Source organism: Pseudomonas sp. D4-21 (assembly GCF_051132125.1).
GTDB lineage: Bacteria > Pseudomonadota > Gammaproteobacteria > Pseudomonadales > Pseudomonadaceae > Aquipseudomonas.
In genome coordinates this window covers 5,275,708-5,296,580 of record NZ_CP071664.1, presented here as the reverse complement: position 1 = coordinate 5,296,580, position 20,873 = coordinate 5,275,708, and the positions used below count along the sequence as shown (strand labels likewise).

Sequence of the window (20,873 nt, the reverse complement as noted above, 5' to 3'; positions counted from 1 at the left end):
TTATGCTCTAGAAAGTCAAATGAGCCTCTGTAAATCCCTTGGGTTTTATCCTGTGACCGATAGGTCGTAAGATGCCCTTCGATCACTTTTTATTAAAGCCCAAGCCATGGCCCCACGAATGAAAACCAGCGAGCGCATCGTGCAGAACAGCCTCGAGTTGTTCAACCGCCAGGGCGAGCGCAGCGTCAGCACCAACCATATTGCCGCTCACATGGAGATGTCCCCTGGCAACCTCTACTACCACTTCCCCAACAAGCAGGCGATCATCGCCGTGCTGTTCAGTGAGTATGAAAACCTGGTGGACAGCTTCTTGCGCCCGCCCCAAGGCCGCCTAGCCACGGTGGACGACAAGCGCTTTTATCTGCAAGAGCTGCTGTCGGCGATGTGGCGTTACCGGTTCCTGCATCGCGACCTGGAACACCTGCTCGACAGCGACCCGGAACTTGCGGCGCGTTATCGGCGGTTTTCCCAGCGCTGCCTGATCCATGGCACCGCCATCTACGAGGGCTTCGTCGAAGCCGGTGTCCTGAAGATGGACCGTGTGCAGATCGAATCCCTGACCCTCAACGCCTGGATCATCCTCACGTCCTGGGTACGGTTCCTGTGCACGACCCGTGAAAACTCCAGCCACTTGAGCGAACAAGCCATCAAGCGTGGCGTATACCAGGTCCTGGTGCTCGAGGCGGGTTTCGTGACTGACCAGGCCCGTGAAGCGGTGGATGCGTTGTTCAAAGAATTTTATGTCCCCCTGGCCCAGACCCTGGAGGAAGGGCAATAAGGATCGGACCTGCTTGATTCAGCCACAGGAGTTCACGATGCCCATCGCGCAACTCATCAGCCCCCAGGCCCTAGAACAGAGGCGATCACAGCCTGGGCTGGTGATCCTTGATTGTCGTTTTGCCCTGGAGGACCCGGACTACGGCCAGCGCAGTTATGCCGAAGGCCATATCGCCGGTGCGTCTCACGCGGACCTTGAGCGCGACCTGAGCGGTCCGGTGGTCAAAGGCGTGACCGGGCGCCATCCTTTGCCCGCACCTGAGGCCTTGGTTACGCGTCTGCAGTCCTGGGGCATCAACAATGAGAGTGACGTCGTGCTGTACGACGATGGTCCCGGTACCTACGCTGCCCGGGCCTGGTGGCTGCTGGCCTGGCTGGGCAAGCGCGAGGGCGTCTACATTCTCGACGGCGGCCTCAAGGCCTGGCACACGGTCGGTTTGCCCCTGAGTCTCGATCCGCCGGCCATCCAGGCCGGCTCCTTCAGTGGTTCGCCGGACGCGAATCTGCTGGTCAATGCCGACATATTGCAACAACGTCTCGGCCAGCCGGACATGACGTTGCTGGATGCGCGGGCGTTGCCGCGATTCAAAGGTGAGGTCGAGCCGATCGATCCGGTGGCCGGGCATATCCCGGGCGCGCAATGCGCGGCCTTCACCGATAACCTTGGCGCCGATGGGCGGTTCCTGCCGACCGACCAGCTCAAGCAGCGCTTTGCCGCAAAATTCGGCGATCGCTCGCCGAGCGGCCTGGTGGCCTATTGCGGCTCGGGCGTGACAGCATGCCATAACCTGTTCGCCTTGTGCCTGGCAGGGTATCCGTTGGGCAAGCTGTACGCCGGCTCGTGGAGCGAGTGGATCAATGATCCGCGGCGGGGCGTGGCGAAGGGCGAATAACGAGGCACCTACAACCAATTGGGAGCGAGCTTGCTCGCGATGGCGGTGTATCAGTCATGTCGCTGATCTGTCGCTATCGCGAGCAAGCTCGCTCCCACAAAAGTTTTCTCGCTTGCGAATCGTCAGCCATGGCCCAGGGTGGCGAGCCATTTGGGGATGCGTCGTTCCAGATAGTAGCCGGGACGCCGTAACGTCCCGTCGACGAATCCGACATGTCCGCCTCGGGCATGCAATTCAAGCCGGGTCGACGCTGACAACTCTTCAGGGGCGGGCAGGCTGTGGGGAAATACGAACGGATCGTCGGCGGCCTGGATAAGCAAGGTCGGCGTTTTGATCCCCGCCATGAAATAGCGGCTGGAGGCGCGACGATAATAGTCCGCCGCATCCGAGAATCCGTGTAGGGGCGCGGTGACGCGCCCATCGAAATCCCAAAACGTGCGCATATTGTCCAGCGAGCCCAGCGCGGCCAAGGCCGCAAGCCCTTCCTGGCGTCCGTCGTGCTGGAATTGGCGCTGTTTGTTGCGCATGTAGGCGATCATCTCCCGCATGAAATGCGCTTGGTAGAATTTGGAGAAGCCCTGCCCGATACGATCGGCGCACTGGTCCAGGCGAAACGGCACCGAAACGGCCACCGCGCCCAGCAGTTGGCTGTCGCTGCCGGTCTCGCCCAGATGCTTGAGCAAGACGTTGCCGCCCAGTGAATAGCCCACGGCAAACAATGGCGCCAGAGGTCGCCGGGTGCGCAGATGCGTCAGGGCGGCGGCTAGGTCTTCGCTCACTCCTGAATGGTAGCTGCGGGGCAGCAGGTTCGGCTCCCCCGAACACCCGCGCCAGTTCAACGCGACGCTGGCCCAGCCTTGGTCGTTGAGTGCTTGTTGCAGCCCGGTCACGTAGGGCGAGTTGGAAGAACCGGTCAGCCCGTGAAGTACCAGTACCAATGGCGCCTCGGCGCTATGGGGTCCATACCAGTCGAGGTCGAGGAAGTCGCCGTCTTCCAGCCACAGCCGCTCCCGTTCGCGATCGATGGGGCAGGACTTCCGCCATAACGGCCCCCACAATGTTTGCAGGTGCGGGTTGCCAAGCCCAGGGGCAGGGACGAAAGGTTCGGATGCGGCGGACATTCTGACTATTTCTCGATGCACGGCCAGCCGTTCAGCCAATGTCCTTTGGTAAACGCTGCCACAACGCGTAATGCACCTGTCCGGATTTCTGCTCGCGATGCAAGCGCCAATTGCTCGGCAAGCCCAGGGTGGACGGAGCGGTCTCGCTTTCAGTGTAGACCCAGGCATCCTCGGCCAGCCACTGACGTTCCTCGAGCAAGGCGCATACCGTCGGCAGCAGATTCTGGTTGAATGGCGGGTCGAGGAAGACGAGGTCGAATGGAGTTGCCGGCTGGCTGTCAAGGTAACGCAGCGCATCGGCTGTCTGCACCTGGCCGACGGTGCAGCGTAGGGTGCCGAGGTGTTCCTTCAGGCTGGACACGGCCAGGCTGCTGGCGTCCAGCGCCTGGCCCATGGCGGCACCACGGGACAACGCCTCGAGAAACAGTGCGCCGCTGCCGGCAAACGGGTCGAGCACCTTGGCGCCCGCCACGTAAGGCGCTAGCCAGTTGAACAGGGTTTCACGAACCCGGTCCGGTGTCGGTCGCAACCCTGGAGCATCCGGGAAACTCAGCCGCCGGCTGCGCCATTCGCCGCCAATGATGCGCAACTGGTTCAAGCCGTTGTGCACGGGTTTCTTGCTGGAATTCGATGGGCGGGCCATTAGTGCTCCGGAACCCCGAGCGGCTGCTCGGCAGGTTTGTCAGTGGGGGCCGGCAATGGCTTTTGCGGCACGGTCGGGCCAGCGGTGACGATGACCATCTTGTCGGTGCTCAGGTGTTTATTCAACGCAGCCTTGACCTGCTCGACCGTCAGCGCCTGGGACTGGCGCATGAAATCTTCCAGGTAGCTCAGCGGCAAATCATAGAAGCCCATCGCGCCGAGCTGGCCAACGATGTCGGCATTGCTGGCGGTGGACAGCGGGAAGCTCCCGGCCAACTCGCGCTTGGCGTCGTCGAGTTCTTTCTGGGTCGGGCCATTGTTGAGGTAATCGGCAAACACGTCCTGCACCAGCTTGAGCGTGCCCTCGCTCATTTCCGCGCGGGTTTGCAGATTGATCATGAACGGACCGCGAGCCTGCATTGCCGTGAAGCCGGAGTACACGCCATAGGTCAGGCCGCGTTTTTCCCGGACCTCGGTCATCAGTCGTGTACCGAAACCCCCGCCGCCCAGGATCTGGTTGCCCAGGGACACGGCGGCATAATCCGGATCGTCCCGGTCGATGCCCAACTGCGCGAGCATAAGGTTGGTCTGCTTGGACGGGAACTCGATATGGTTGACGCTCGCTTTCGGCTCCACCGGTGGCGGGGTCTTGGCCAGCGCAGGGCCCTTGGGCAGCGCGGCTGATACTTGGTTGGCGATGGCTTCGGCGTCAGCGCGGGACAGGTCCCCCACCAGGGCGATCACGGCGTTGCCGGCGGCATAGGCCTTGGCATGGAAGGCCCGGGTTTGGGCCAGGGTAATCGGTGGAATGCTCTGTTCGGTGCCGTCGCTGGAGTGGGCGTACGGATGATCGCCATACAGGCGCTTCATCAACTCCAAGCCCGCCAGTTTGCTGGGGTTCTGCTTCTGATACTCGAAACCGGCGAGCATCTGGTTCTTGATTCGGGCGAACGAGTCGGCGGGGAAGGTCGGTTTGCCGACGACTTCGGCAAACAGCTTCAGCGCCGGCTCACGCTTGTCCGTCGCGCTGAGGCTGCGCAGGGAGGCCACGGCCATGTCCCGATAGGCGCCGTTGCCGAAGTCCGCGCCGAGGCTTTCGAAGCCTTGGGCGATGGCGCTGACATCCTTGCCGGCCACGCCTTCGTTGAGCATGGCATTGGTCAGCAGGGCCAGGCCGGGGGCGTCGCCGTCCTGGCTGCTGCCGGCGGCAAAGGTCAGGCGCAGGTCGAACATTGGCAATTCCCGGGCCTCGACGAACAGGACCTTGGCGCCGTCAGCGGTTTTCCAGGTCTGCACATCGAGCTGGCGGCGGCTCGGTGCCTTGTCATCCAGTTCGGCCAGCGATTGCAACTTGTTGCCTGACTTGGCCTTGTCCAATGCCTGGCTGGCATCGGTGTTCTTCGATGGCGATAGGTAGACGGCCAGGGAACCGGCCAGGGCAACCAACACCAGGCCCATCAGCACCAGGCGTGATGATTGGCGCTTACTCATGGGCTTTCTCCTCGGGCAGGACGTGCGCAACGCTCAAGCGCGAGCGGGTGAAATACAGCTGGGCTGCCTTCTGGATATCCTGCGGGGTCACGCTTTGCAGTTCGGCAAGCTCGGTGTCCATCAGCTTCCAGGACAGGCCGACGGTTTCCAATTGCCCGATGGCGGTGGCCTGGCTGGTGATCGAGTCGCGCTCATACACCAACCCGGCGATGACCTGGGCGCGGACGCGCTCCAGTTCGTCGACGGTCGGGGCCGTGGTTTTCAGTTGTTCGAGCAAGCGCCACAAACCTGCTTCGGCCTGGGCGAGGGTTTTGTTTTTCTGTGTGTTAGGCGTTGCCGACAAAGTGAACAACGAGTCGCCACGGGTGAATGCGTCATAATTCGACGAGCCCCCCGACACCAGTTCCTCGCCACGCTCCAGCTGGGTCGGAATCCGGCCGCTGTAGCCGCCGTCCAGCAAGGCCGAGATCAAGCGAAGCGCGTTGACCGAACCCTTATCCGTCGCGGTGGCGATGCTGGGCACGTTGAAGGCCAGCATGACGCTGGGCAGTTGGGTCTGTACATGCAGGGTGAGCTTGCGCTCGCCCGGTTCGGCCAGCTCCAGTGGGATCTTGGCGGCGGGCACCGCGCGCCGCGCTATCGGACCGAAATAGCGCTGGGCCAGGTTCTTGACCTCATCCGGCGTCACGTCACCCACCACCACCAGGGTTGCGTTGTTCGGGGCGTACCAGGATTCGTACCAGTGACGTAGCTCGCCGACGGTCATCCGGTCCAGATCGGCCATCCAGCCGATGGTCGGCGTGTGATAGCCGCTGGCTGGATAGGCCATGGCCTTGAAGCGCTCGAAGGCCTTCGACATCGGCTTGTCGTCGGTGCGCATGCGGCGCTCCTCCTTGATCACCTCGATCTCGCGGCTGAACTCTTCCGGCGGCAGGCGCAGGCTGGCCATGCGATCGGCTTCAAGTTCGAAGGCGACGCCCAGGCGATCCCGGGCCAGCACTTGGTAGTAGGCAGTGAAGTCATCGCTGGTGAAGGCGTTTTCTTCGGCGCCCAGGTCGCGCAGGATCAACGATGCTTCGCCGGGGCCGATTTTATCGCTGCCTTTGAACATCATGTGTTCCAAGGCATGGGACAAACCGGTCTGGCCCGGCGTTTCGTAGCTGGAGCCGACCTTGTACCAGACCTGGGAAACCACGACCGGGGCGCGATGGTCTTCACGCACCACGACCTTGAGGCCGTTGTCGAGGGTGAATTCGTGGGTAGGTTGTGGATCGGCAGCAAAGACTGAAAAGGGCAGACAAACCGTGCTGAGCAGCAGGCCTGCGGCGCGGCGGGCAAGAGCATTCATTCGTGTTTAAACCTGTCGGGCTGCCTGCCGGGTCTTAGCCTCAGCAGGCGAGGAGGTGCTAGGATAACGGTCCGTTTTACTGGCGGCCACGCCTATCGGGTCTTTTATCGGCCCAAGGCTGTCTGGGTTCCGTGCACAAACGTTGGGTTTGTTCCTGTATCCCCGCGTTTTCGCCGACGATGCCGTACCAGTCCTTCGAAAAAATCGACCATGAGGTGTCCTGGCGACATTTCGACAATCTGTTGCGCGTGAACAAGCTCGATGAAACGCAGTCTGTTCAGCATCGAATATTTATCACCGAGGCGCCCTCCAGGCGCGTCGCTACCGTGAGATAGCCGTCCTCCATGTTTGGTTCCAACGACGACAAGAAGACCCCAGCTGCGGCTGGCGAGAAAAAAAGCCTGTTCGGATGGCTGCGCAAGAAGCCGCAGGAAACCGTGGGCGAACAGCCGCAACCGCAGCCTGAGCCCGCCGAAGAGACGGTGGTCGAAGAGGCTGCGCCCATTGTCCTGCCGATCGCCGAGCCGGTGCTGCAACCGGCCGAGGCCGAAGCCGAGCCAGTGGCTGAACCGGTGGATGAGCCGGTGGTCGAGCAACCCCTTACCCCGCCTCCCGGGCAGGCCCCTTGGCTCACCTTGCCCGTGGCGGAAGAACCGGTCGCGCTGGTAGAGGACGCCCAGGCACCCCACGTCACGCCGCCAATCCCAGCCCCGACGCAACCGGAGGAGGCGCCGGCTGCCGTGCTCGCGCCTTCGACCCCGGAGCTCGCTCCCGAGCCGGAACCTGTCGTGGTAGAGGCTTCGGCCCCGGTCGAACCGCCGCGGCCCGTTGAAGAGAGCAAGGTCGGTTTTTTTGCCCGCCTCAAGCAGGGCCTGTCCAAGACCAGCGCCAGTATTGGCGAGGGCATGGCCAGCCTGTTCCTGGGCAAGAAAGTCATCGATGACGAGCTGCTGGAAGACATCGAGACCCGCCTGCTCACCGCCGACGTAGGCGTCGAGGCCACCTCGGTGATCATCCAGAGCCTGACCCAGAAAGTCGCGCGTAAACAATTGACCGATGCCGATGCGCTGTACAAGTCCCTCCAGGGTGAACTGACCAACCTGCTCAAGCCCGTGGAGCAGCCGCTGGTGATTGCCTCGCAGAACAAGCCGTTCGTGATTCTGGTCGTTGGCGTCAACGGTGCCGGCAAGACCACCACCATCGGCAAGCTGGCGAAGAAGCTGCAGCTCGAAGGCAAGAAGGTCATGCTTGCCGCCGGCGACACCTTCCGCGCCGCCGCTGTCGAGCAACTGCAAGTGTGGGGCGAGCGCAACAAGATCCCGGTCATCGCCCAGCACACCGGTGCCGACTCCGCTTCGGTGATCTTCGACGCCGTGCAGGCCGCCAAGGCCCGTGGCATCGATGTGCTGATCGCCGACACGGCCGGTCGCCTGCACACCAAAGACAACCTGATGGAAGAGTTGAAGAAGGTCCGCCGGGTGATCGGCAAGCTCGACGCCGATGCGCCCCACGAAGTGTTGCTGGTGCTGGATGCCGGGACCGGCCAGAACGCCATCAACCAGGCCAAGCAGTTCAACCAGACCGTCGAACTGACCGGGCTGGCCCTGACCAAGCTCGACGGTACCGCCAAGGGCGGGGTGATCTTCGCCCTGGCCAAGCAGTTTGGCCTGCCAATTCGCTACATCGGCGTGGGTGAAGGCATCGATGACCTGCGCACCTTCGAAGCCGAGCCCTTTGTCCAGGCGCTGTTTGCCGAGCGGGAGCATTCATGATTCGTTTCGAACAGGTCGGTAAACGCTATCCGAACGGTCACGTCGGCTTGCACGAGCTGAGCTTTCGGGTCCGTCGGGGCGAGTTTCTGTTTGTGACCGGCCACTCCGGTGCCGGTAAAAGTACCTTGCTGCGCCTGCTGCTGGCGATGGAACGGCCCACCACCGGCAAGCTGCTGCTGGCCGGCCAGGATTTGAGCACCATCAGCAACGCCCAGATCCCTTATCTGCGGCGCCAGATCGGCGTGGTATTCCAGAATCACCAACTGCTGTTCGATCGCACGGTATTCAATAACGTGGCGCTGCCTTTGCAGATCCTTGGGCTGTCCAAGGCCGAAATCAACAAACGCGTTGATTCGGCGCTGGAGCGCGTGGCTCTGTCGGACAAGACCGATCTGTACCCGGGCGACCTGTCCACCGGCCAGCAACAGCGCGTCGGCATTGCCCGCGCAATCGTCCATCGCCCGGCCTTGCTGTTGGCGGACGAACCCACCGGTAACCTCGACCCGCGACTGGCGGCGGAGATCATGGGCGTATTCGAAGACATCAACCGCTTGGGCACCAGCGTGCTGATCGCTAGCCACGACCTAGCACTGATCGCGCGTATGCGTCACCGCATGCTGACCTTGCAACGCGGTCGACTGATCGGCGACGGGGAGGCAGGCGTATGAGTGCTACTCGCAGCCCGAAAGTGGCCGAACGCGTGGCCCCGAAGGGCACCGATCCGCAGCCGCAGAAGAAAAAGCGCGACGATGACGATGGCCCGGATTTCACCACGCTGTTGCACGCCTGGATCGAAAGCCATCGCGCCAGCCTGCTGGACAGCCTTCGGCGCCTGGGCAAGCAACCGATCGGCAGCTTCTTTACCTGCATGGTGATGGCGGTGGCCTTGAGCCTGCCCATGGGCCTGTCATTGCTGCTGAGTAATGTGGAGCGCCTGGGCGGTTCCTGGCAGCGCGCGGCGCAGATCTCCCTTTATTTGCAACTGGATGCGACGCCAGGCGAAGGCGAGGCGCTGCGTGAGCAGATCAAGACCATGCCGGGCGTGGCCGATGCCGAATACGTGGGTCGCGAGCAGGCGCTGGAAGAGTTCCAGCAGCAGTCGGGCCTGGGCGAAGCCCTCAAGGAGCTGCCGGAGAACCCGCTGCCAGGCGTTGTGCTGGTCACCCCAAATGAGGTCGACAAGCCGACCCTTGAAGCATTAAGACAAAGACTTTCCGAGCTGCCGAAGGTACAACAGGCGCAACTTGATCTAGTCTGGGTCGAGCGTCTTGCGGCGATCCTCAAGCTCGGCGACAGGTTTGTCTTCGGCCTGACGGTGCTCTTGGTTTCTGCATTACTTTTGGTGATAGGCAATACCATTCGTCTTCATATTGAAAACCGCCGCACCGAGATAGAAGTGATTAAACTCGTCGGCGGTACGGACAGTTATGTACGCAGGCCTTTCCTTTATATGGGAGCGTTGTATGGCTTCGGCGCAGGCATCCTGTCCTGGGGCGTATTGGCGTTCGGCCTGGACTGGCTGAACGATGCGGTAGTGGGACTGGCCGGTTTGTATGGCAGTGACTTCGCGCTGGCCGGAGTGCCAGTCGCTGACGGTCTGTCGCTCTTGCTTGGCGCGGTGCTGTTGGGTTATATCGGTGCATGGATTGCGGTAGCACGCCACCTACGTGAGCTTGCGCCAAAATAGTTGTTTTTTGCGCGTATTGACCTTTCGGTTTTTGTGGGAACTTGTCCTACGGTTCCCGGTCAATTTTCGCAGTGCTGAACTGCACGAGTTATGTGAGTCGGAGGTTTTTTCGTATGACCACTTCTTTGCAACCTGCTTATGCTCTGGTCCCAGGTGCGAACCTGGAGGCCTATGTGCACACGGTCAACAGCATCCCGCTGCTGACCCCCGAGCAGGAGCGTGAACTGGCCGAGAGTCTCTACTATGAGCAGGATCTTGAGGCGGCTCGGCAGATGGTGCTCGCCCACCTGCGTTTTGTCGTACATATTGCCCGCAGCTATTCCGGCTACGGGCTGGCCCAGGCCGACCTGATCCAGGAAGGCAACGTTGGCCTGATGAAGGCGGTCAAGCGTTTCAACCCGGAAATGGGTGTGCGCCTGGTGTCGTTTGCAGTGCACTGGATCAAGGCGGAAATCCACGAGTTCATCCTGCGCAACTGGCGCATCGTGAAGGTCGCGACCACCAAGGCCCAGCGCAAGCTGTTTTTCAACCTGCGCAGCCAGAAGAAGCGCCTGGCCTGGTTGAACAACGAGGAAGTCCATCGCGTGGCCGAGAGCCTCGGTGTGGAACCTCGTGAAGTGCGCGAAATGGAAAGTCGCCTGACCGGCCATGACATGGCTTTTGACCCGGCCGCCGAAGCGGACGACGACAGCGCTTTCCAATCGCCGGCCAACTACCTGGAAGACCACCGGTACGACCCGGCGCGTCAACTGGAGGACGCCGACTGGAGTGACAACTCCAACACCAACCTGCACGAAGCGCTGGAAGTGCTGGACGAGCGCAGCCGCGACATTCTCTACCAGCGCTGGCTGGCCGAGGAGAAAGCCACGCTGCACGACCTGGCGCAAAAGTACAACGTGTCGGCCGAGCGAATTCGCCAGCTTGAGAAGAGCGCGATGAACAAGCTCAAGGTGTCGATTGCGGCTTGACCTGCGACAGCTATCACAAAAACGCCCCGATCATTACTGATCGGGGCGTTTTTGTTTGTGCGATGCAAGCGTCAACTCAGCCTTTGTGGGAGCGAGCTTGCTCGCGATGGCGGTGGGTCAGGCGACATCTCTGCTGAGTGCTCGATTGTCATCGCGAGCAGGCTCGCTCCCACAAGAATCCGTGGTGTCGCGGCTATTGAGCCCAGGGCGCCGGCCGAGACTCATCTAACCGCAACAGATAACCATCACCTCCCAATTGGCTCATCTGCTGGCGAATCCAACTCGCACGCCTGAGCACATAAGGGCTCGGCCGACTGGCGCTCCAGGCCCTCGGGTTGGGCAGGACTGCGGCCAACAGGCTGGCCTGTTGTCGGGACAAGGCGTTTGCACCGACACGAAAATGATGCCGCGCCGCCGCTTCGGCCCCAAACACCCCGTCGTCCCACTCGACGCTATTGAGGTACACCTCGAGGATCCGCTGCTTGGGCCAGATCACTTCGATCAGCGCGGTGAACCAGGCCTCCAGCCCCTTGCGCAGCCAACTGCGGCCCGACCACAGGAAAAGGTTCTTGGAAACCTGCTGGCTAAGGGTGCTGGCGCCACGAATCGAACCGCCGCGCCCGTTGTGGGCGAACGCGGCCTGGATTGCGCCGATGTCAAAGCCCCAATGCTCGGGAAATTTCTGGTCTTCCCCGGCAATGACCGCAACCTTGAGATGATTGGAAATCTTGTCCCAGGGTTGCCAGTCACGCTGCAGGTCGATCGGTTCGCCTCCGAACCAGGATTGCACCTTGCGCTCGATCATCAGCGCGGTGAACGGCGGTGGCACCACGCGAAACAGCAGCACCAGCACAACGCTGCAGGCGGCGAACCAGAACAGGGCTTTAATGAATCGTCGAAACAATGAACGCAGCATAGAGATGGCTTGGCCGAACCCGTCGAGCGGGCCATTATACAGACCCTGTCCATCGAGTCTGACCGGAGTTCCCCATGTTGCGTAGCTTTCTGATGCTGGCGGCTTTTTTCGGCTTCACGGGCGTGGCGCTGGGGGCGTTTGCCGCCCATGGCCTGAAAAACCGCCTGAGCGCCGATTATCTGGCGATTTTCCACACTGGGGTGACCTACCAACTGGTGCATACCCTGGCGCTGTTCGGCGTTGCGCTGTTGGCCACGCACATCCCGGGTCGTATCGTCACTTGGGCCGGAATTTCATTCGTGATCGGCATCCTGCTGTTCTCCGGCAGCCTGTATCTGCTGACCCTTACCGGTATCACCAAGCTGGGCATGATCACGCCCCTGGGCGGCGTGGCTTTCCTGATCGGTTGGTTGTGCCTGGGCATCGCGGCCTGGCGCCTGCAACTTGCCGCTTGAAGCTTGTCGCTTGTAGCTGACCAAGGGGCTTGGGTCACCCAGACTGATCGGGCTAGAATGCCAGCCCCTAAAAATGATGGCGGCATCCGGCATGCGCATTCAGTTGAACGGCGAACCCCTTGATCTGCCCGACGGTGAAACCGTCGCGGCCCTGCTGACCCGTCTGGAACTCACCGGACGCCGCGTCGCGGTGGAACTCAATCTGGATATCGTCCCGCGCAGCCAGCACGCCGAAACCAAATTGAACGACGGTGATAGCGTCGAAGTGGTCCACGCCATCGGTGGCGGTTAGTCGCCTCGGTTTCGCAGCCTTTCGCAAGAACCTCACCCCAACAGAGGATTTCCCATGAGCATCGTTCGTAGCGACAAGCCCTTCGTCCTGGCCGGTCGTACCTACCAGTCGCGCTTGCTGGTAGGTACCGGCAAATACCGCGACATGGAAGAAACCCGCCTGGCCATCGAGGCCTCGGGCGCCGAGATCGTGACCGTCGCCGTGCGCCGCACCAACATCGGCCAGAACCCGGGCGAACCGAACCTGCTGGATATCCTGCCGCCGGATCGCTACACGATCCTGCCGAACACCGCCGGTTGCTTCGACGCCATCGAGGCCGTGCGCACCTGTCGCCTGGCCCGTGAGCTGCTCGACGGTCACAACCTGGTGAAGCTGGAAGTGCTGGCGGACCAGAAAACCCTGTTCCCCAACGTGATCGAAACCCTCAAGGCCGCCGAGACCCTGGTCAAGGAAGGTTTTGACGTGATGGTCTACACCAGCGATGACCCGATCATCGCCCGTCAGTTGGCGGAAATCGGCTGCATCGCGGTCATGCCGTTGGCCGGCCTGATCGGCACCGGCCTGGGGATCTGCAACCCATACAACCTGCAGATCATCCTGGAAGAAGCCAAGATCCCGGTGCTGGTGGATGCCGGTGTCGGTACCGCTTCCGACGCCACCATCGCCATGGAGCTGGGTTGCGAAGCGGTGCTGATGAACTCGGCCATCGCCCATGCCCAGCAGCCGGTCCTGATGGCCGAAGCCATGAAGCACGCCATCGTTGCCGGCCGCTTGGCCTACCTGGCCGGCCGCATGCCGAAAAAACTCTACGCCAGCGCGTCCTCGCCGCTGGATGGTCTGATCAAGTAAGAGCCATTGATGACTGAATCGAACGACACGCCTGTCCTGCCGGAAGAAGGCGAAGAGCGCCAGCACCGCCGCATCAAGAGTTTCGTGATGCGCGCCGGGCGCATGACCGAAGGCCAGCAACGCGGCCTGGAACAGGGCGCCCCGCTGTATGTCCTGCCCCTGGCCGATGCACCGGTCGACTTCGACCAGGTCTTCGGACGCTCGGCGCCGCGCTCGCTGGAAATCGGTTTTGGCATGGGCCACTCGCTTCTGGAGATGGCCGCCGCCGCGCCGGAACAGGATTTCATCGGCGTGGAGGTCCATCGTCCGGGTGTCGGTGCGCTGCTCAACGGTGTGCTGACCCAAGGGCTGACCAACCTGCGGGTCTACGATTGCGACGCTATCGAAGTGCTTAATCGTTGCGTGGCCGATAACAGCCTCGATCGGCTGATGCTGTTCTTCCCGGATCCGTGGCACAAAAGCCGACACCACAAGCGCCGGATCGTCCAGGCGTCGTTCGCTGAGCTGGTGCGTAGCAAGTTGAAGGTCGGCGGTGTGTTGCACATGGCCACCGACTGGGAGCCCTACGCCGAATACATGCTGGAAGTGATGAACGTCGCGCCGGGTTATCGCAACCTGGCCGAGGACGGCAAGTGCGTACCGCGCCCGACTGAACGGCCGATCACCAAGTTCGAACGTCGTGGCGAACGGCTCGGGCATGGGGTTTGGGACTTGAAGTTCGAGAAGCTGCCTTAAACATCACGCAATAAAACTGTGGGAGCGAGCCTGCTCGCGAATACGGTGTGTCAGCCAAAAAAGCATTGCCTGACACTCCCTCTTCGCGAGCAGGCTCGCTCCCACATGTGTTTTATGTGATGGCTTAAATCAGCGGCGGTCAGCCACCACACCAATCAACACCAGCACCACCAATAACACCGGCGCCAGGCTGTAGTTGTTGAACTGGCTCAAGCCCCGGACGATCCACGGCGTGGCGTAGATCAGCGCGGCGCCGCTGCCGATCATGCACAGCAGGGCGATCAGCGGGACGCGCAAGGCGCCGGCGATGCTGCCCAGGCGCTGTTCGACCCAGCCCTTGATATCCGCACCAAACAACACCAGCAGGCAGCCTACCAACGCCAGGGAGATTTCCGACAGGTTGCTGCGGCTCCAGCGGGATACGGTGGCGAGCAGGTCGAGTACCAGATCCATTCGATTTCCTTGTGTTGATCAGCTCAGAAATTTCTGCAGCAAGTCGTTGAGAAACAGCTGTCCGCGCTCGGTCGCCGCCAGACGTGACGGTTCGACCTGCAACAACCCACTTTGTTCGGCCTCGCGCCGGCCGTCGGCCAGGCTTTCCAAAGACAGGCCGGTGCGCTGCGGATAAAGCTGCGCCGCTACACCTTCGGTAAGACGCAGCGCGTTCATCAGGAACTCGAAAGGCAGTTCTTCGTTGGACAGGCTCTTTTCGCCGGCCAGGAAACGTTTGGCCGGGTTGAGATAATCCTTGGGTAGGCGAGTCTTCCAGGTGCGCACGATGCGCCCGTCCGGATGGCTGAGCTTGCCGTGGGCCCCGGCGCCGATGCCGATGAAGTCACCGAAGCTCCAATAATTGAGGTTGTGCCGCGCCGCGCGCCCTGGCTGGGCATAGGCGGAGACCTCATATTGGGCGTAGCCATGCTCGGCGAGCAGCGCCTGCCCGGCTTCCTGGATGTCCCACAGCGTGTCGTCTTCCGGCAAGATTGGCGGCTGGTTCCAGAACACCGTGTTCGGCTCCAGCGTCAGTTGATACCAGGACAAATGGGTGGGCTTCAGGGCAATGGCCTGGCGCAGATCGCTCAAGGCATCTTCGAGGGATTGATCCGGCAGGCCATGCATCAAGTCGAGATTGAAATTATCGAACCCGGCCTGGCGGGCCATGCCAGCGGCACGCACCGCCTCGTCGCCGTTATGGATTCGGCCAAGCGCTTGGAGCTTGGCCTGTTGGAAGCTCTGGATGCCAATGGACAGACGATTGATGCCCAGCGCCCGGTAGGCGACGAATTTCTCTTGCTCGAAGGTGCCTGGGTTGGCTTCCAGGGTGATTTCAATATCGGGCGCAAAAGGGATGCGCGCCTCGACGCCCCGCAGCAGACGCCCCAGGGCTTGGGCGCTGAACAGGCTTGGCGTGCCGCCGCCAAAGAAAATGGAGGACAACGGCCGGCCGTGAACCCCATGCAAATCCTGGTCGAGATCGGCCAGCAAGGCGTCGACGTATTCCTCCTCCGGCAGCTGCGGGCTGGCGGTGTGGGAGTTGAAGTCGCAATACGGGCATTTGCGCACGCACCAGGGGATATGGATGTACAACGCCAAGGGCGGCAGCATGGGCAGCGGCGCCCGAGGTGTCTGTGCGCCGCCGTGGATCAGCGGTGCGGGGGAGTCGGTGGTCATTGCAGGCCCAGGCGTTGGCGCAGCAGGGCCATGGCGCGGGCGCGGTGGCTCAGTTGGTTCTTTTCAACGGGGCCCAGCTCGGCGCTGGAACAATTGCGCTCAGGCACCCAGAACAACGGGTCGTAGCCAAAGCCGTGTTCGCCGCTGGCCTTGGCGAGGATGCGCCCGTGCCACAGGCCTTCGCAGAGGATCGGCAGTGGATCGTCGGCATGGCGCACAAGCGCCAGCACACAAACGAATTGCGCGCCGCGCTCGGCTTCGGGCACGTCCTTGAGGGCTTCGAGCAGCTTGGCGTTGTTCGCTGCGTCACCTTTGCCATCGGCGTAACGGGCCGAATAGATGCCCGGCGCGCCGCCGAGGAAGTCCACCGCCAGACCGGAATCGTCGGCCAGCGCCGGCAGGCCGGAAATGCGCGCCGCATTGCGGGCCTTGAGGATGGCGTTCTCGACGAACGACAAACCGGTTTCCTCCGGCTCGACCTGGCTGAATTCACCGATCGAGCGCAGCTGCACCGATCCGCCGAGCATCGCCTGGAGTTCCTTGAGTTTGCCGGCGTTGTGGCTGGCCAGTACGAGTTGGGTAAGGTTGATCATTGGCCCGGAAACAGTTCCTGGTTGAAGTTGATGGTGTTGATTTTGTCGCCGGTTTGCACCTTGATCTCGAAGGTGCGGGTTTCCTGCTGTTCCACTGGATATTGGGCGATGTAGTAGATCGCGCCTGCTTCGGTGACCTGACGGAAGGTGAGCGGGACTGTCTTGCTGGTCAGGTCCTTGACCGTACCGCTGACCTGGGCCATCAACGGCTTGCCTTCCTTGATCACCGAGACGTTGATGACGCCCTGGTGCTTGCTGCGAATCAGCTCGGCGCCCTTGGCGATGTCCGGGGTCAGGAAGGTGGAGTTGAACGTGTTGTAGTGAACGGTGACGTCACCGAACACTTCCTTGCGCTCGGCCTTGATGACATCGGCGGCCATGGCGCCGATGCTCAGGCAGGAGGTGATTAACAGCAACGCTAGACGCTTCATGTCGTGCTCCTGAAAAGGCGGGTGCTCACACCGCGACCTGATGGTCGGCAAGGCCCGGGCTGCTGACCCGGTAAATGCCAATCTCACCTAACAGATTAGGCCATAGCTTGCTGGCCCACCCGTGGCGGTGCTGCTGGTCCACCGCCAGCCGGTCGATGACCTTGGCCTTGCGCTCGCGGCACAGTTCTTCGAAATCCTCGAACGTACAGAAATGGATGTTCGGGGTGTTGTACCAGGTATAGGGCAGGAATTCCGACACCGGCATCCGTCCCTTGCTCGCCAGGTACCAGCGGCAGCGCCAGTGGCCGAAGTTGGGGAAGGTAATGATGCACTGGCGCCCGACGCGCAGCATTTCGTCGAGAATCTTGTCTGGGTAATGCACGGCTTGCAGGGCCTGGGTCATGACGACGATGTCGAAGCTGTTGCTGGCGAAGTTGCCCAGCCCTTTGTCCAGGTCTTGTTCGATGACGTTGATGCCCTTGGCCACGCATTCGGCGATGTTGTCCGGGTCGTTTTCCAGCCCGTAGCCCGTCACTTGCTTGTTGTCGCGCAGCCAGGTCAGCAGTTCGCCGTTGCCGCAGCCCAAGTCGAGCACGCGGCTGCCGGCGGGGATCCATTCCTGGATGATGTCCAGATCGGCTCTCATGGCGTCCTCACAGCGTAATACGGTTCATGTAGTTGCCGAACGCCTGCAGGTAGCGCGGGATCGGAATCAAAAAGGCGTCGTGGCCCTGGGGTGCGTCGATTTCCAGGTAGCAGACGTCCTTGCGCGCGGCCATCAGTGCGTCCACCAGCTCCCGGGAACGGGCCGGGGAGAAGCGCCAGTCGGTGGTGAACGACATCACGCAGAACTTGGCGGTGGCATTGGCGAAGGTTTTCGCCAGGTCATCGTCGAAGTTCGCCGCCGGATCGAAGTAGTCCAGCGCCTTGGTCATCAGCAGGTAGGTGTTGGCGTCGAAGCGCCCGGAGAATTCCTCGCCCTGATAACGCAGGTAGCTCTCGACCTGGAATTCCACGCTGTGGAAGTCGTAGTTGAGCTTTTCGCTCTTGAGGCCTCGGCCGAATTTTTCACCCATGGAATCGTCGGACAGGTAGGTGATGTGCCCGACCATCCGCGCCAGCATCAACCCGCGCTTGGGAATCACTCCATGTTCCTGGAACGAACCTCCGTGAAACTCGGGGTCGGTGAGGATCGCCTGGCGCGCCACTTCGTTGAAGGCAATGTTCTGCGCCGACAGCTTGGGCGCCGAGGCGATTGCCAGGCAATGGCGCACGCGATCCGGGTAGGTGATGGTCCATTGCAGGGCCTGCATGCCGCCGAGGCTGCCACCGATCACCGCCGCCCATTGACCGATGCCGAGGCGGTCGGCCAGGCGGGCCTGGCTGTGGACCCAGTCTTCCACGGTCAGTACCGGGAAATCGGCGCCGAAGGGCTTGCCGGTGTCGGGGTTGAGGCTGCTGGGGCCGGTGGAGCCGTTGCAACCGCCGAGGTTGTTCAGGCTGACCACGAAGAACCGGTTGGTGTCGATGGGCTTGCCGGGGCCGATGCAACTGTCCCACCAGCCGGGCTTGCGGTCATCGACGCTGTGGTAGCCGGCGGCGTGGTGATGCCCCGACAAGGCGTGGCAAATCAGCACGGCATTGCTCGCCGTGGCGTTGAGGGTGCCGTAGGTTTCGTAGATCAGGTCATAGGCTGGCAACGAACGGCCGCAGGCCAGGGCCAGGGGCTCGCTGAAATGCGCCGTTTGCGGCGTCACCAGACCAACGGAATCGGGGGGAAAGGCAGCTGGCATCGACCCTGCTCTCGTTGAAATGAGGCGTAAGTCTAAAGACCGCTGGGGTTAGCGGCAAGCAAAGGGCGGCGCTGATTGTCCGCTGATGCAAACCCTGTGGTGACTGGATCAATCTGTGGCGAGGGAGCTTGCTCCCGCTGGGCCGGGCTGGCGCTCCAGCGCGAAGCGGCCCTGAATGCTGCCGCCCGGGGCTGTCTGGACGACGGTGGCGCCCGGTTTGGGGCTGCTTCGCGGCCCAGCGGGAGCAAGCTCCCTCGCCATAGGAAAAGTTGCAGCGTGCTTTAGATCAGCACCCGCAGGATCTCCGGCATCATCGTCATCGCCGCCAGGTTGTTGATCACCAGCATATCGATCAGTTTGAGCACCATGAATGCCAGGATCGGCGAGATGTCCAGGCCGCCGAGGTTCGGCACGATGCGGCGGAACGGCGCCAGGGCCGGCTCGCAGATCTGGTTCACCAGTTCGGCGCCCGGGTTGTGGCTGCCCGGCGCGACCCAGGACAGGATCACGCTGATGATCAGGGCAAAGAAAAATATCTTCAGGAACAGTGCGGTAACGCCGATGATCGACCAGATCAGCAATTGCAGCGGATTGCCGGTGATGCCATAGGTCAGCAGCAGCGTCAGGGCCATCAGCGCCATTTGCAACAGGATCGCCAGCAACAGCGAGGACATGTCCAGGCCGAACAGGCTCGGAATGATCCGGCGCAATGGTTTAAGCAGCGGTTGGGTCGCCTTGACGATGAACTGGCACAACGGGTTGTAGAAGTTGGCGCGCACCAGTTGCAGCACGAAGCGCATCAGCACGATCAGCAGGTACAGGCTGCCGAGGGTTTGCAGGACATAGACCGCTGCAGTGTTCAATCCAATCATGAATGGCTCCTTATTGGCCCAGTTGTTCGGCCATTTCGGCCGAGCGGTGCGCGGCGGCGCCGAGTGCTTTTTCAACCAGGGCTTCGAAGCCTCCGGCCTGGAATGATTTGATGGCCGCTTCGGTGGTACCGGCCGGCGAAGTCACGCGGCGACGCAGCTCCGCCGCATCGACATCGCTGGCGACCGCCATATGCGCGGCGCCCAGGGCAGTCTGCAAGGTCAGCTGAGCGGCGGTTTCCCGGGGCAGGCCGAGTTTCTCGCCGGCGGCGGTCATGGCTTCGATCAGCAGGAAGAAGTACGCCGGGCCAGAGCCGGAGACGGCGGTGACCGCGTCCAGTTGCTGCTCGGTTTCCAGCCACAGCGCAAGACCCACGGCCGACAGCAATTCTTCAGCCTGCTGGCGTTGGGCGGCCGTCACCTGTTCGGTGGCGAACAGGCCGCTGACGCCCTGGCGCAGCAGTGCCGGGGTGTTGGGCATGCAGCGCACGATGGGCTGGGCGCCGAGCCAGTTGTTCATGCTCGCGCAAGTAATACCAGCGGCAATCGACACGATCAGTTGATGTGGCTTGAGATGCGGGCGAAGGGCTTCGCACACGCTTTTCATTGCTTGCGGCTTGACCGCGAGCACCACGACGTCCACGCCGTCGATGGCCTGGGCGTTGTCGGCGAAGGCTTCGATGCCGTGCTCTGCGCTCACCCGCTGGCGGGTTTCTTCACCCGGATCGCTGGCGCGGATCTGCGCTGCATCCAGGCCCTTGGCCCGCAGGCCGCCGATCAGGCTGGCGGCCATGTTGCCGGCGCCGATAAAGGCAATACGCGTGTTGCTCATGACGGATCCTTATGAAAGATGAGTGAGTCAGCTGGGCGATTGACCGTAGTCGCGAACCCCAAACAGCGCAGTACCGATGCGCACCCAGGTGGCGCCTTGAGCAATGGCGGATTCGAGGTCATGGCTCATGCCCATGGACAGCGTATCCAGGGGCAGGTCCAGGCTGGCTTGCAGGCGCTGGACAGCAGCAAAAGCCGCGTCCTGTTCAGCGCGATTGTCGGTCGGTTCGGGAATCGCCATCAACCCGCGCAACGTGAGGCGTGGCAACGTGCTGATGGCGCTGGCAAGGGCGGGCAGGTCCGCTGGCGCGCAGCCGGATTTACTGGCTTCGCCGCTGACGTTGACCTGAATGCAGATGTTCAATGGTGGCAGCTCGGCTGGCCGCTGCTCGGACAGGCGCTGTGCAATTTTCAAGCGATCCACGGAATGCACCCAGTCGAAATGTTCGGCGATAGCGCGCGTCTTGTTCGATTGAATGGGGCCGATGAAGTGCCAGATCAAGGGCAGGTCAGTCAGTTCGGCCTGCTTGCCCAAGGCTTCTTGCAAGTAGTTCTCGCCGAAGTCACGCAGGCCGGCGGCGTAGGCTTCGCGCAGGGCCTGGGCGGGCTTGGTCTTGCTGACGGCCAGTAGATGGACGCTGTGTCCGGCGCGTCGGGCGGCCTGTTCCGCCGCATGGATGCGCGATCTAACCTGAGCAATGTTGTCTGCTATCGTGGTCATAAAGAAAGGCCAGCGGGT

24 protein-coding genes are annotated in these 20,873 nt (G+C 62.0%); 10 read left to right on the top strand and 14 right to left on the bottom strand.

What is annotated here, in order from left to right:
* Positions 1-106 precede the first annotated feature (106 nt).
* Both J3Q04_RS23955 and J3Q04_RS23950 read left to right on the top strand, forming a co-directional pair.
* Complete coding sequence (locus J3Q04_RS23955) at positions 107-778, top strand: TetR/AcrR family transcriptional regulator (RefSeq protein ID WP_434609022.1); 672 nt, start codon at positions 107-109, stop codon at positions 776-778.
* Between the two features lie 37 nt (positions 779-815).
* Positions 816-1,670, top strand: a complete 855-nt coding sequence (locus tag J3Q04_RS23950; RefSeq protein WP_434609023.1) for a sulfurtransferase — start codon at positions 816-818, stop codon at positions 1,668-1,670.
* 122 nt (positions 1,671-1,792) lie between these two features.
* Here J3Q04_RS23950 and J3Q04_RS23945 read toward each other — a convergent pair whose 3' ends face one another.
* From J3Q04_RS23945 to J3Q04_RS23930, 4 genes are read right to left on the bottom strand one after another with little or no spacing between them, the layout of a single operon-like run.
* On the bottom strand, positions 1,793-2,791 hold the full coding sequence (locus J3Q04_RS23945; protein ID WP_434561781.1) for a hydrolase: 999 nt from the start codon (positions 2,789-2,791) through the stop codon (positions 1,793-1,795).
* Between the two features lie 31 nt (positions 2,792-2,822).
* Complete coding sequence (rsmD, locus tag J3Q04_RS23940) at positions 2,823-3,434, bottom strand: 16S rRNA (guanine(966)-N(2))-methyltransferase RsmD (RefSeq protein ID WP_434609025.1); 612 nt, start codon at positions 3,432-3,434, stop codon at positions 2,823-2,825.
* Positions 3,434-4,924 (bottom strand): M16 family metallopeptidase, encoded by a 1,491-nt coding sequence (locus J3Q04_RS23935; protein WP_434609027.1) that lies wholly within the window; start codon positions 4,922-4,924, stop codon positions 3,434-3,436. The genes rsmD and J3Q04_RS23935 overlap by 1 nt, the downstream gene beginning before the upstream one ends.
* On the bottom strand, positions 4,917-6,272 hold the full coding sequence (locus tag J3Q04_RS23930; RefSeq protein ID WP_420765045.1) for a M16 family metallopeptidase: 1,356 nt from the start codon (positions 6,270-6,272) through the stop codon (positions 4,917-4,919). Before J3Q04_RS23930 ends, J3Q04_RS23935 begins: the two co-directional genes overlap by 8 nt.
* Positions 6,273-6,616: 344 nt before the next feature.
* Between J3Q04_RS23930 and ftsY the strand changes: the two genes are divergently transcribed.
* The 4 genes from ftsY to rpoH all read left to right on the top strand — a co-directional run bounded on the left by ftsY (position 6,617) and on the right by rpoH (position 10,699).
* Positions 6,617-8,044, top strand: a complete 1,428-nt coding sequence (gene ftsY / locus J3Q04_RS23925; protein WP_434561787.1) for a signal recognition particle-docking protein FtsY — start codon at positions 6,617-6,619, stop codon at positions 8,042-8,044.
* On the top strand, positions 8,041-8,712 hold the full coding sequence (ftsE, locus tag J3Q04_RS23920; protein ID WP_024778908.1) for a cell division ATP-binding protein FtsE: 672 nt from the start codon (positions 8,041-8,043) through the stop codon (positions 8,710-8,712). Before ftsY ends, ftsE begins: the two co-directional genes overlap by 4 nt.
* Positions 8,709-9,731, top strand: a complete 1,023-nt coding sequence (gene ftsX, locus J3Q04_RS23915) for a permease-like cell division protein FtsX (protein ID WP_420765043.1) — start codon at positions 8,709-8,711, stop codon at positions 9,729-9,731. Before ftsE ends, ftsX begins: the two co-directional genes overlap by 4 nt.
* 113 nt (positions 9,732-9,844) lie before the next feature.
* On the top strand, positions 9,845-10,699 hold the full coding sequence (rpoH, locus tag J3Q04_RS23910) for an RNA polymerase sigma factor RpoH (protein ID WP_003177476.1): 855 nt from the start codon (positions 9,845-9,847) through the stop codon (positions 10,697-10,699).
* Positions 10,700-10,892: 193 nt separating this feature from the next.
* Here the strand turns inward: rpoH and mtgA are convergent, their stop codons facing one another.
* A complete protein-coding gene (gene mtgA, locus J3Q04_RS23905) occupies positions 10,893-11,615 on the bottom strand; it encodes a monofunctional biosynthetic peptidoglycan transglycosylase (protein WP_434609029.1) in 723 nt (240 codons plus the stop codon).
* Between the two features lie 74 nt (positions 11,616-11,689).
* Between mtgA and J3Q04_RS23900 the strand changes: the two genes are divergently transcribed.
* The 4 genes from J3Q04_RS23900 to trmB all read left to right on the top strand — a co-directional run bounded on the left by J3Q04_RS23900 (position 11,690) and on the right by trmB (position 13,946).
* Positions 11,690-12,070: a DUF423 domain-containing protein gene (locus J3Q04_RS23900; protein ID WP_434609031.1), complete on the top strand. Its 381-nt coding sequence runs from the start codon at positions 11,690-11,692 to the stop codon at positions 12,068-12,070.
* 91 nt (positions 12,071-12,161) lie between these two features.
* On the top strand, positions 12,162-12,362 hold the full coding sequence (gene thiS / locus J3Q04_RS23895; RefSeq protein WP_420765040.1) for a sulfur carrier protein ThiS: 201 nt from the start codon (positions 12,162-12,164) through the stop codon (positions 12,360-12,362).
* A 54-nt stretch (positions 12,363-12,416) separates the two neighbouring features.
* Positions 12,417-13,211, top strand: a complete 795-nt coding sequence (locus J3Q04_RS23890) for a thiazole synthase (protein ID WP_060740195.1) — start codon at positions 12,417-12,419, stop codon at positions 13,209-13,211.
* A 9-nt stretch (positions 13,212-13,220) separates the two neighbouring features.
* Positions 13,221-13,946 carry a tRNA (guanosine(46)-N7)-methyltransferase TrmB gene (gene trmB / locus J3Q04_RS23885; protein WP_434609033.1) on the top strand — a complete coding sequence of 242 codons (726 nt, stop codon included), beginning with the start codon at positions 13,221-13,223 and terminating at the stop codon, positions 13,944-13,946.
* A gap of 129 nt (positions 13,947-14,075) precedes the next feature.
* On the opposite strand, the gene J3Q04_RS23880 is transcribed toward trmB, so the two are convergent.
* From J3Q04_RS23880 to J3Q04_RS23840, 9 genes are all read right to left on the bottom strand, one after another.
* Positions 14,076-14,399: a DUF3392 domain-containing protein gene (locus J3Q04_RS23880; RefSeq protein ID WP_014340681.1), complete on the bottom strand. Its 324-nt coding sequence runs from the start codon at positions 14,397-14,399 to the stop codon at positions 14,076-14,078.
* An 18-nt stretch (positions 14,400-14,417) separates the two neighbouring features.
* Positions 14,418-15,551, bottom strand: a complete 1,134-nt coding sequence (gene hemW / locus J3Q04_RS23875) for a radical SAM family heme chaperone HemW (protein ID WP_434611495.1) — start codon at positions 15,549-15,551, stop codon at positions 14,418-14,420.
* Between the two features lie 62 nt (positions 15,552-15,613).
* Positions 15,614-16,210, bottom strand: a complete 597-nt coding sequence (rdgB, locus tag J3Q04_RS23870) for an RdgB/HAM1 family non-canonical purine NTP pyrophosphatase (protein WP_434561795.1) — start codon at positions 16,208-16,210, stop codon at positions 15,614-15,616.
* Positions 16,207-16,641: a DUF4426 domain-containing protein gene (locus J3Q04_RS23865; RefSeq protein WP_434561797.1), complete on the bottom strand. Its 435-nt coding sequence runs from the start codon at positions 16,639-16,641 to the stop codon at positions 16,207-16,209. The genes rdgB and J3Q04_RS23865 overlap by 4 nt, the downstream gene beginning before the upstream one ends.
* 25 nt (positions 16,642-16,666) lie before the next feature.
* Complete coding sequence (gene metW, locus J3Q04_RS23860; RefSeq protein WP_420765036.1) at positions 16,667-17,287, bottom strand: methionine biosynthesis protein MetW; 621 nt, start codon at positions 17,285-17,287, stop codon at positions 16,667-16,669.
* Between the two features lie 7 nt (positions 17,288-17,294).
* Positions 17,295-18,434 (bottom strand): homoserine O-succinyltransferase MetX, encoded by a 1,140-nt coding sequence (gene metX / locus J3Q04_RS23855; RefSeq protein WP_420765035.1) that lies wholly within the window; start codon positions 18,432-18,434, stop codon positions 17,295-17,297.
* 281 nt (positions 18,435-18,715) lie between these two features.
* On the bottom strand, positions 18,716-19,306 hold the full coding sequence (locus J3Q04_RS23850; RefSeq protein WP_420765034.1) for a YggT family protein: 591 nt from the start codon (positions 19,304-19,306) through the stop codon (positions 18,716-18,718).
* 10 nt (positions 19,307-19,316) lie between these two features.
* Positions 19,317-20,135 carry a pyrroline-5-carboxylate reductase gene (proC, locus tag J3Q04_RS23845; RefSeq protein ID WP_420765033.1) on the bottom strand — a complete coding sequence of 273 codons (819 nt, stop codon included), beginning with the start codon at positions 20,133-20,135 and terminating at the stop codon, positions 19,317-19,319.
* 27 nt (positions 20,136-20,162) lie between these two features.
* Positions 20,163-20,855 carry a YggS family pyridoxal phosphate-dependent enzyme gene (locus J3Q04_RS23840; protein ID WP_434609038.1) on the bottom strand — a complete coding sequence of 231 codons (693 nt, stop codon included), beginning with the start codon at positions 20,853-20,855 and terminating at the stop codon, positions 20,163-20,165.
* Between the last annotated feature and the right edge of the window lie 18 nt (positions 20,856-20,873).

Excerpts from the sequence above, each read along its gene's own strand:
- J3Q04_RS23865 (WP_434561797.1), bottom strand. The coding sequence starts at position 16,641 with ATGAAGCGTCTAGCGTTGCTGTTAATCACCTCCTGCCTGAGCATCGGC.
- J3Q04_RS23930 (WP_420765045.1), bottom strand. The coding sequence starts at position 6,272 with ATGAATGCTCTTGCCCGCCGCGCCGCAGGCCTGCTGCTCAGCACGGTT.
- J3Q04_RS23945 (WP_434561781.1), bottom strand. The coding sequence starts at position 2,791 with ATGTCCGCCGCATCCGAACCTTTCGTCCCTGCCCCTGGGCTTGGCAAC.
- J3Q04_RS23840 (WP_434609038.1), bottom strand. The coding sequence starts at position 20,855 with ATGACCACGATAGCAGACAACATTGCTCAGGTTAGATCGCGCATCCAT.
- rpoH (WP_003177476.1), top strand. The coding sequence starts at position 9,845 with ATGACCACTTCTTTGCAACCTGCTTATGCTCTGGTCCCAGGTGCGAAC.
- rdgB (WP_434561795.1), bottom strand. The coding sequence starts at position 16,210 with ATGATCAACCTTACCCAACTCGTACTGGCCAGCCACAACGCCGGCAAA.
- rsmD (WP_434609025.1), bottom strand. The coding sequence starts at position 3,434 with ATGGCCCGCCCATCGAATTCCAGCAAGAAACCCGTGCACAACGGCTTG.
- J3Q04_RS23935 (WP_434609027.1), bottom strand. The coding sequence starts at position 4,924 with ATGAGTAAGCGCCAATCATCACGCCTGGTGCTGATGGGCCTGGTGTTG.
- trmB (WP_434609033.1), top strand. The coding sequence starts at position 13,221 with ATGACTGAATCGAACGACACGCCTGTCCTGCCGGAAGAAGGCGAAGAG.
- hemW (WP_434611495.1), bottom strand. The coding sequence starts at position 15,551 with ATGCTGCCGCCCTTGGCGTTGTACATCCATATCCCCTGGTGCGTGCGC.
- ftsY (WP_434561787.1), top strand. The coding sequence starts at position 6,617 with ATGTTTGGTTCCAACGACGACAAGAAGACCCCAGCTGCGGCTGGCGAG.
- metW (WP_420765036.1), bottom strand. The coding sequence starts at position 17,287 with ATGAGAGCCGATCTGGACATCATCCAGGAATGGATCCCCGCCGGCAGC.
- J3Q04_RS23850 (WP_420765034.1), bottom strand. The coding sequence starts at position 19,306 with ATGATTGGATTGAACACTGCAGCGGTCTATGTCCTGCAAACCCTCGGC.
- ftsE (WP_024778908.1), top strand. The coding sequence starts at position 8,041 with ATGATTCGTTTCGAACAGGTCGGTAAACGCTATCCGAACGGTCACGTC.
- J3Q04_RS23950 (WP_434609023.1), top strand. The coding sequence starts at position 816 with ATGCCCATCGCGCAACTCATCAGCCCCCAGGCCCTAGAACAGAGGCGA.
- proC (WP_420765033.1), bottom strand. The coding sequence starts at position 20,135 with ATGAGCAACACGCGTATTGCCTTTATCGGCGCCGGCAACATGGCCGCC.
- J3Q04_RS23955 (WP_434609022.1), top strand. The coding sequence starts at position 107 with ATGGCCCCACGAATGAAAACCAGCGAGCGCATCGTGCAGAACAGCCTC.
- mtgA (WP_434609029.1), bottom strand. The coding sequence starts at position 11,615 with ATGCTGCGTTCATTGTTTCGACGATTCATTAAAGCCCTGTTCTGGTTC.
- J3Q04_RS23880 (WP_014340681.1), bottom strand. The coding sequence starts at position 14,399 with ATGGATCTGGTACTCGACCTGCTCGCCACCGTATCCCGCTGGAGCCGC.
- thiS (WP_420765040.1), top strand. The coding sequence starts at position 12,162 with ATGCGCATTCAGTTGAACGGCGAACCCCTTGATCTGCCCGACGGTGAA.
- J3Q04_RS23900 (WP_434609031.1), top strand. The coding sequence starts at position 11,690 with ATGTTGCGTAGCTTTCTGATGCTGGCGGCTTTTTTCGGCTTCACGGGC.
- J3Q04_RS23890 (WP_060740195.1), top strand. The coding sequence starts at position 12,417 with ATGAGCATCGTTCGTAGCGACAAGCCCTTCGTCCTGGCCGGTCGTACC.
- ftsX (WP_420765043.1), top strand. The coding sequence starts at position 8,709 with ATGAGTGCTACTCGCAGCCCGAAAGTGGCCGAACGCGTGGCCCCGAAG.
- metX (WP_420765035.1), bottom strand. The coding sequence starts at position 18,434 with ATGCCAGCTGCCTTTCCCCCCGATTCCGTTGGTCTGGTGACGCCGCAA.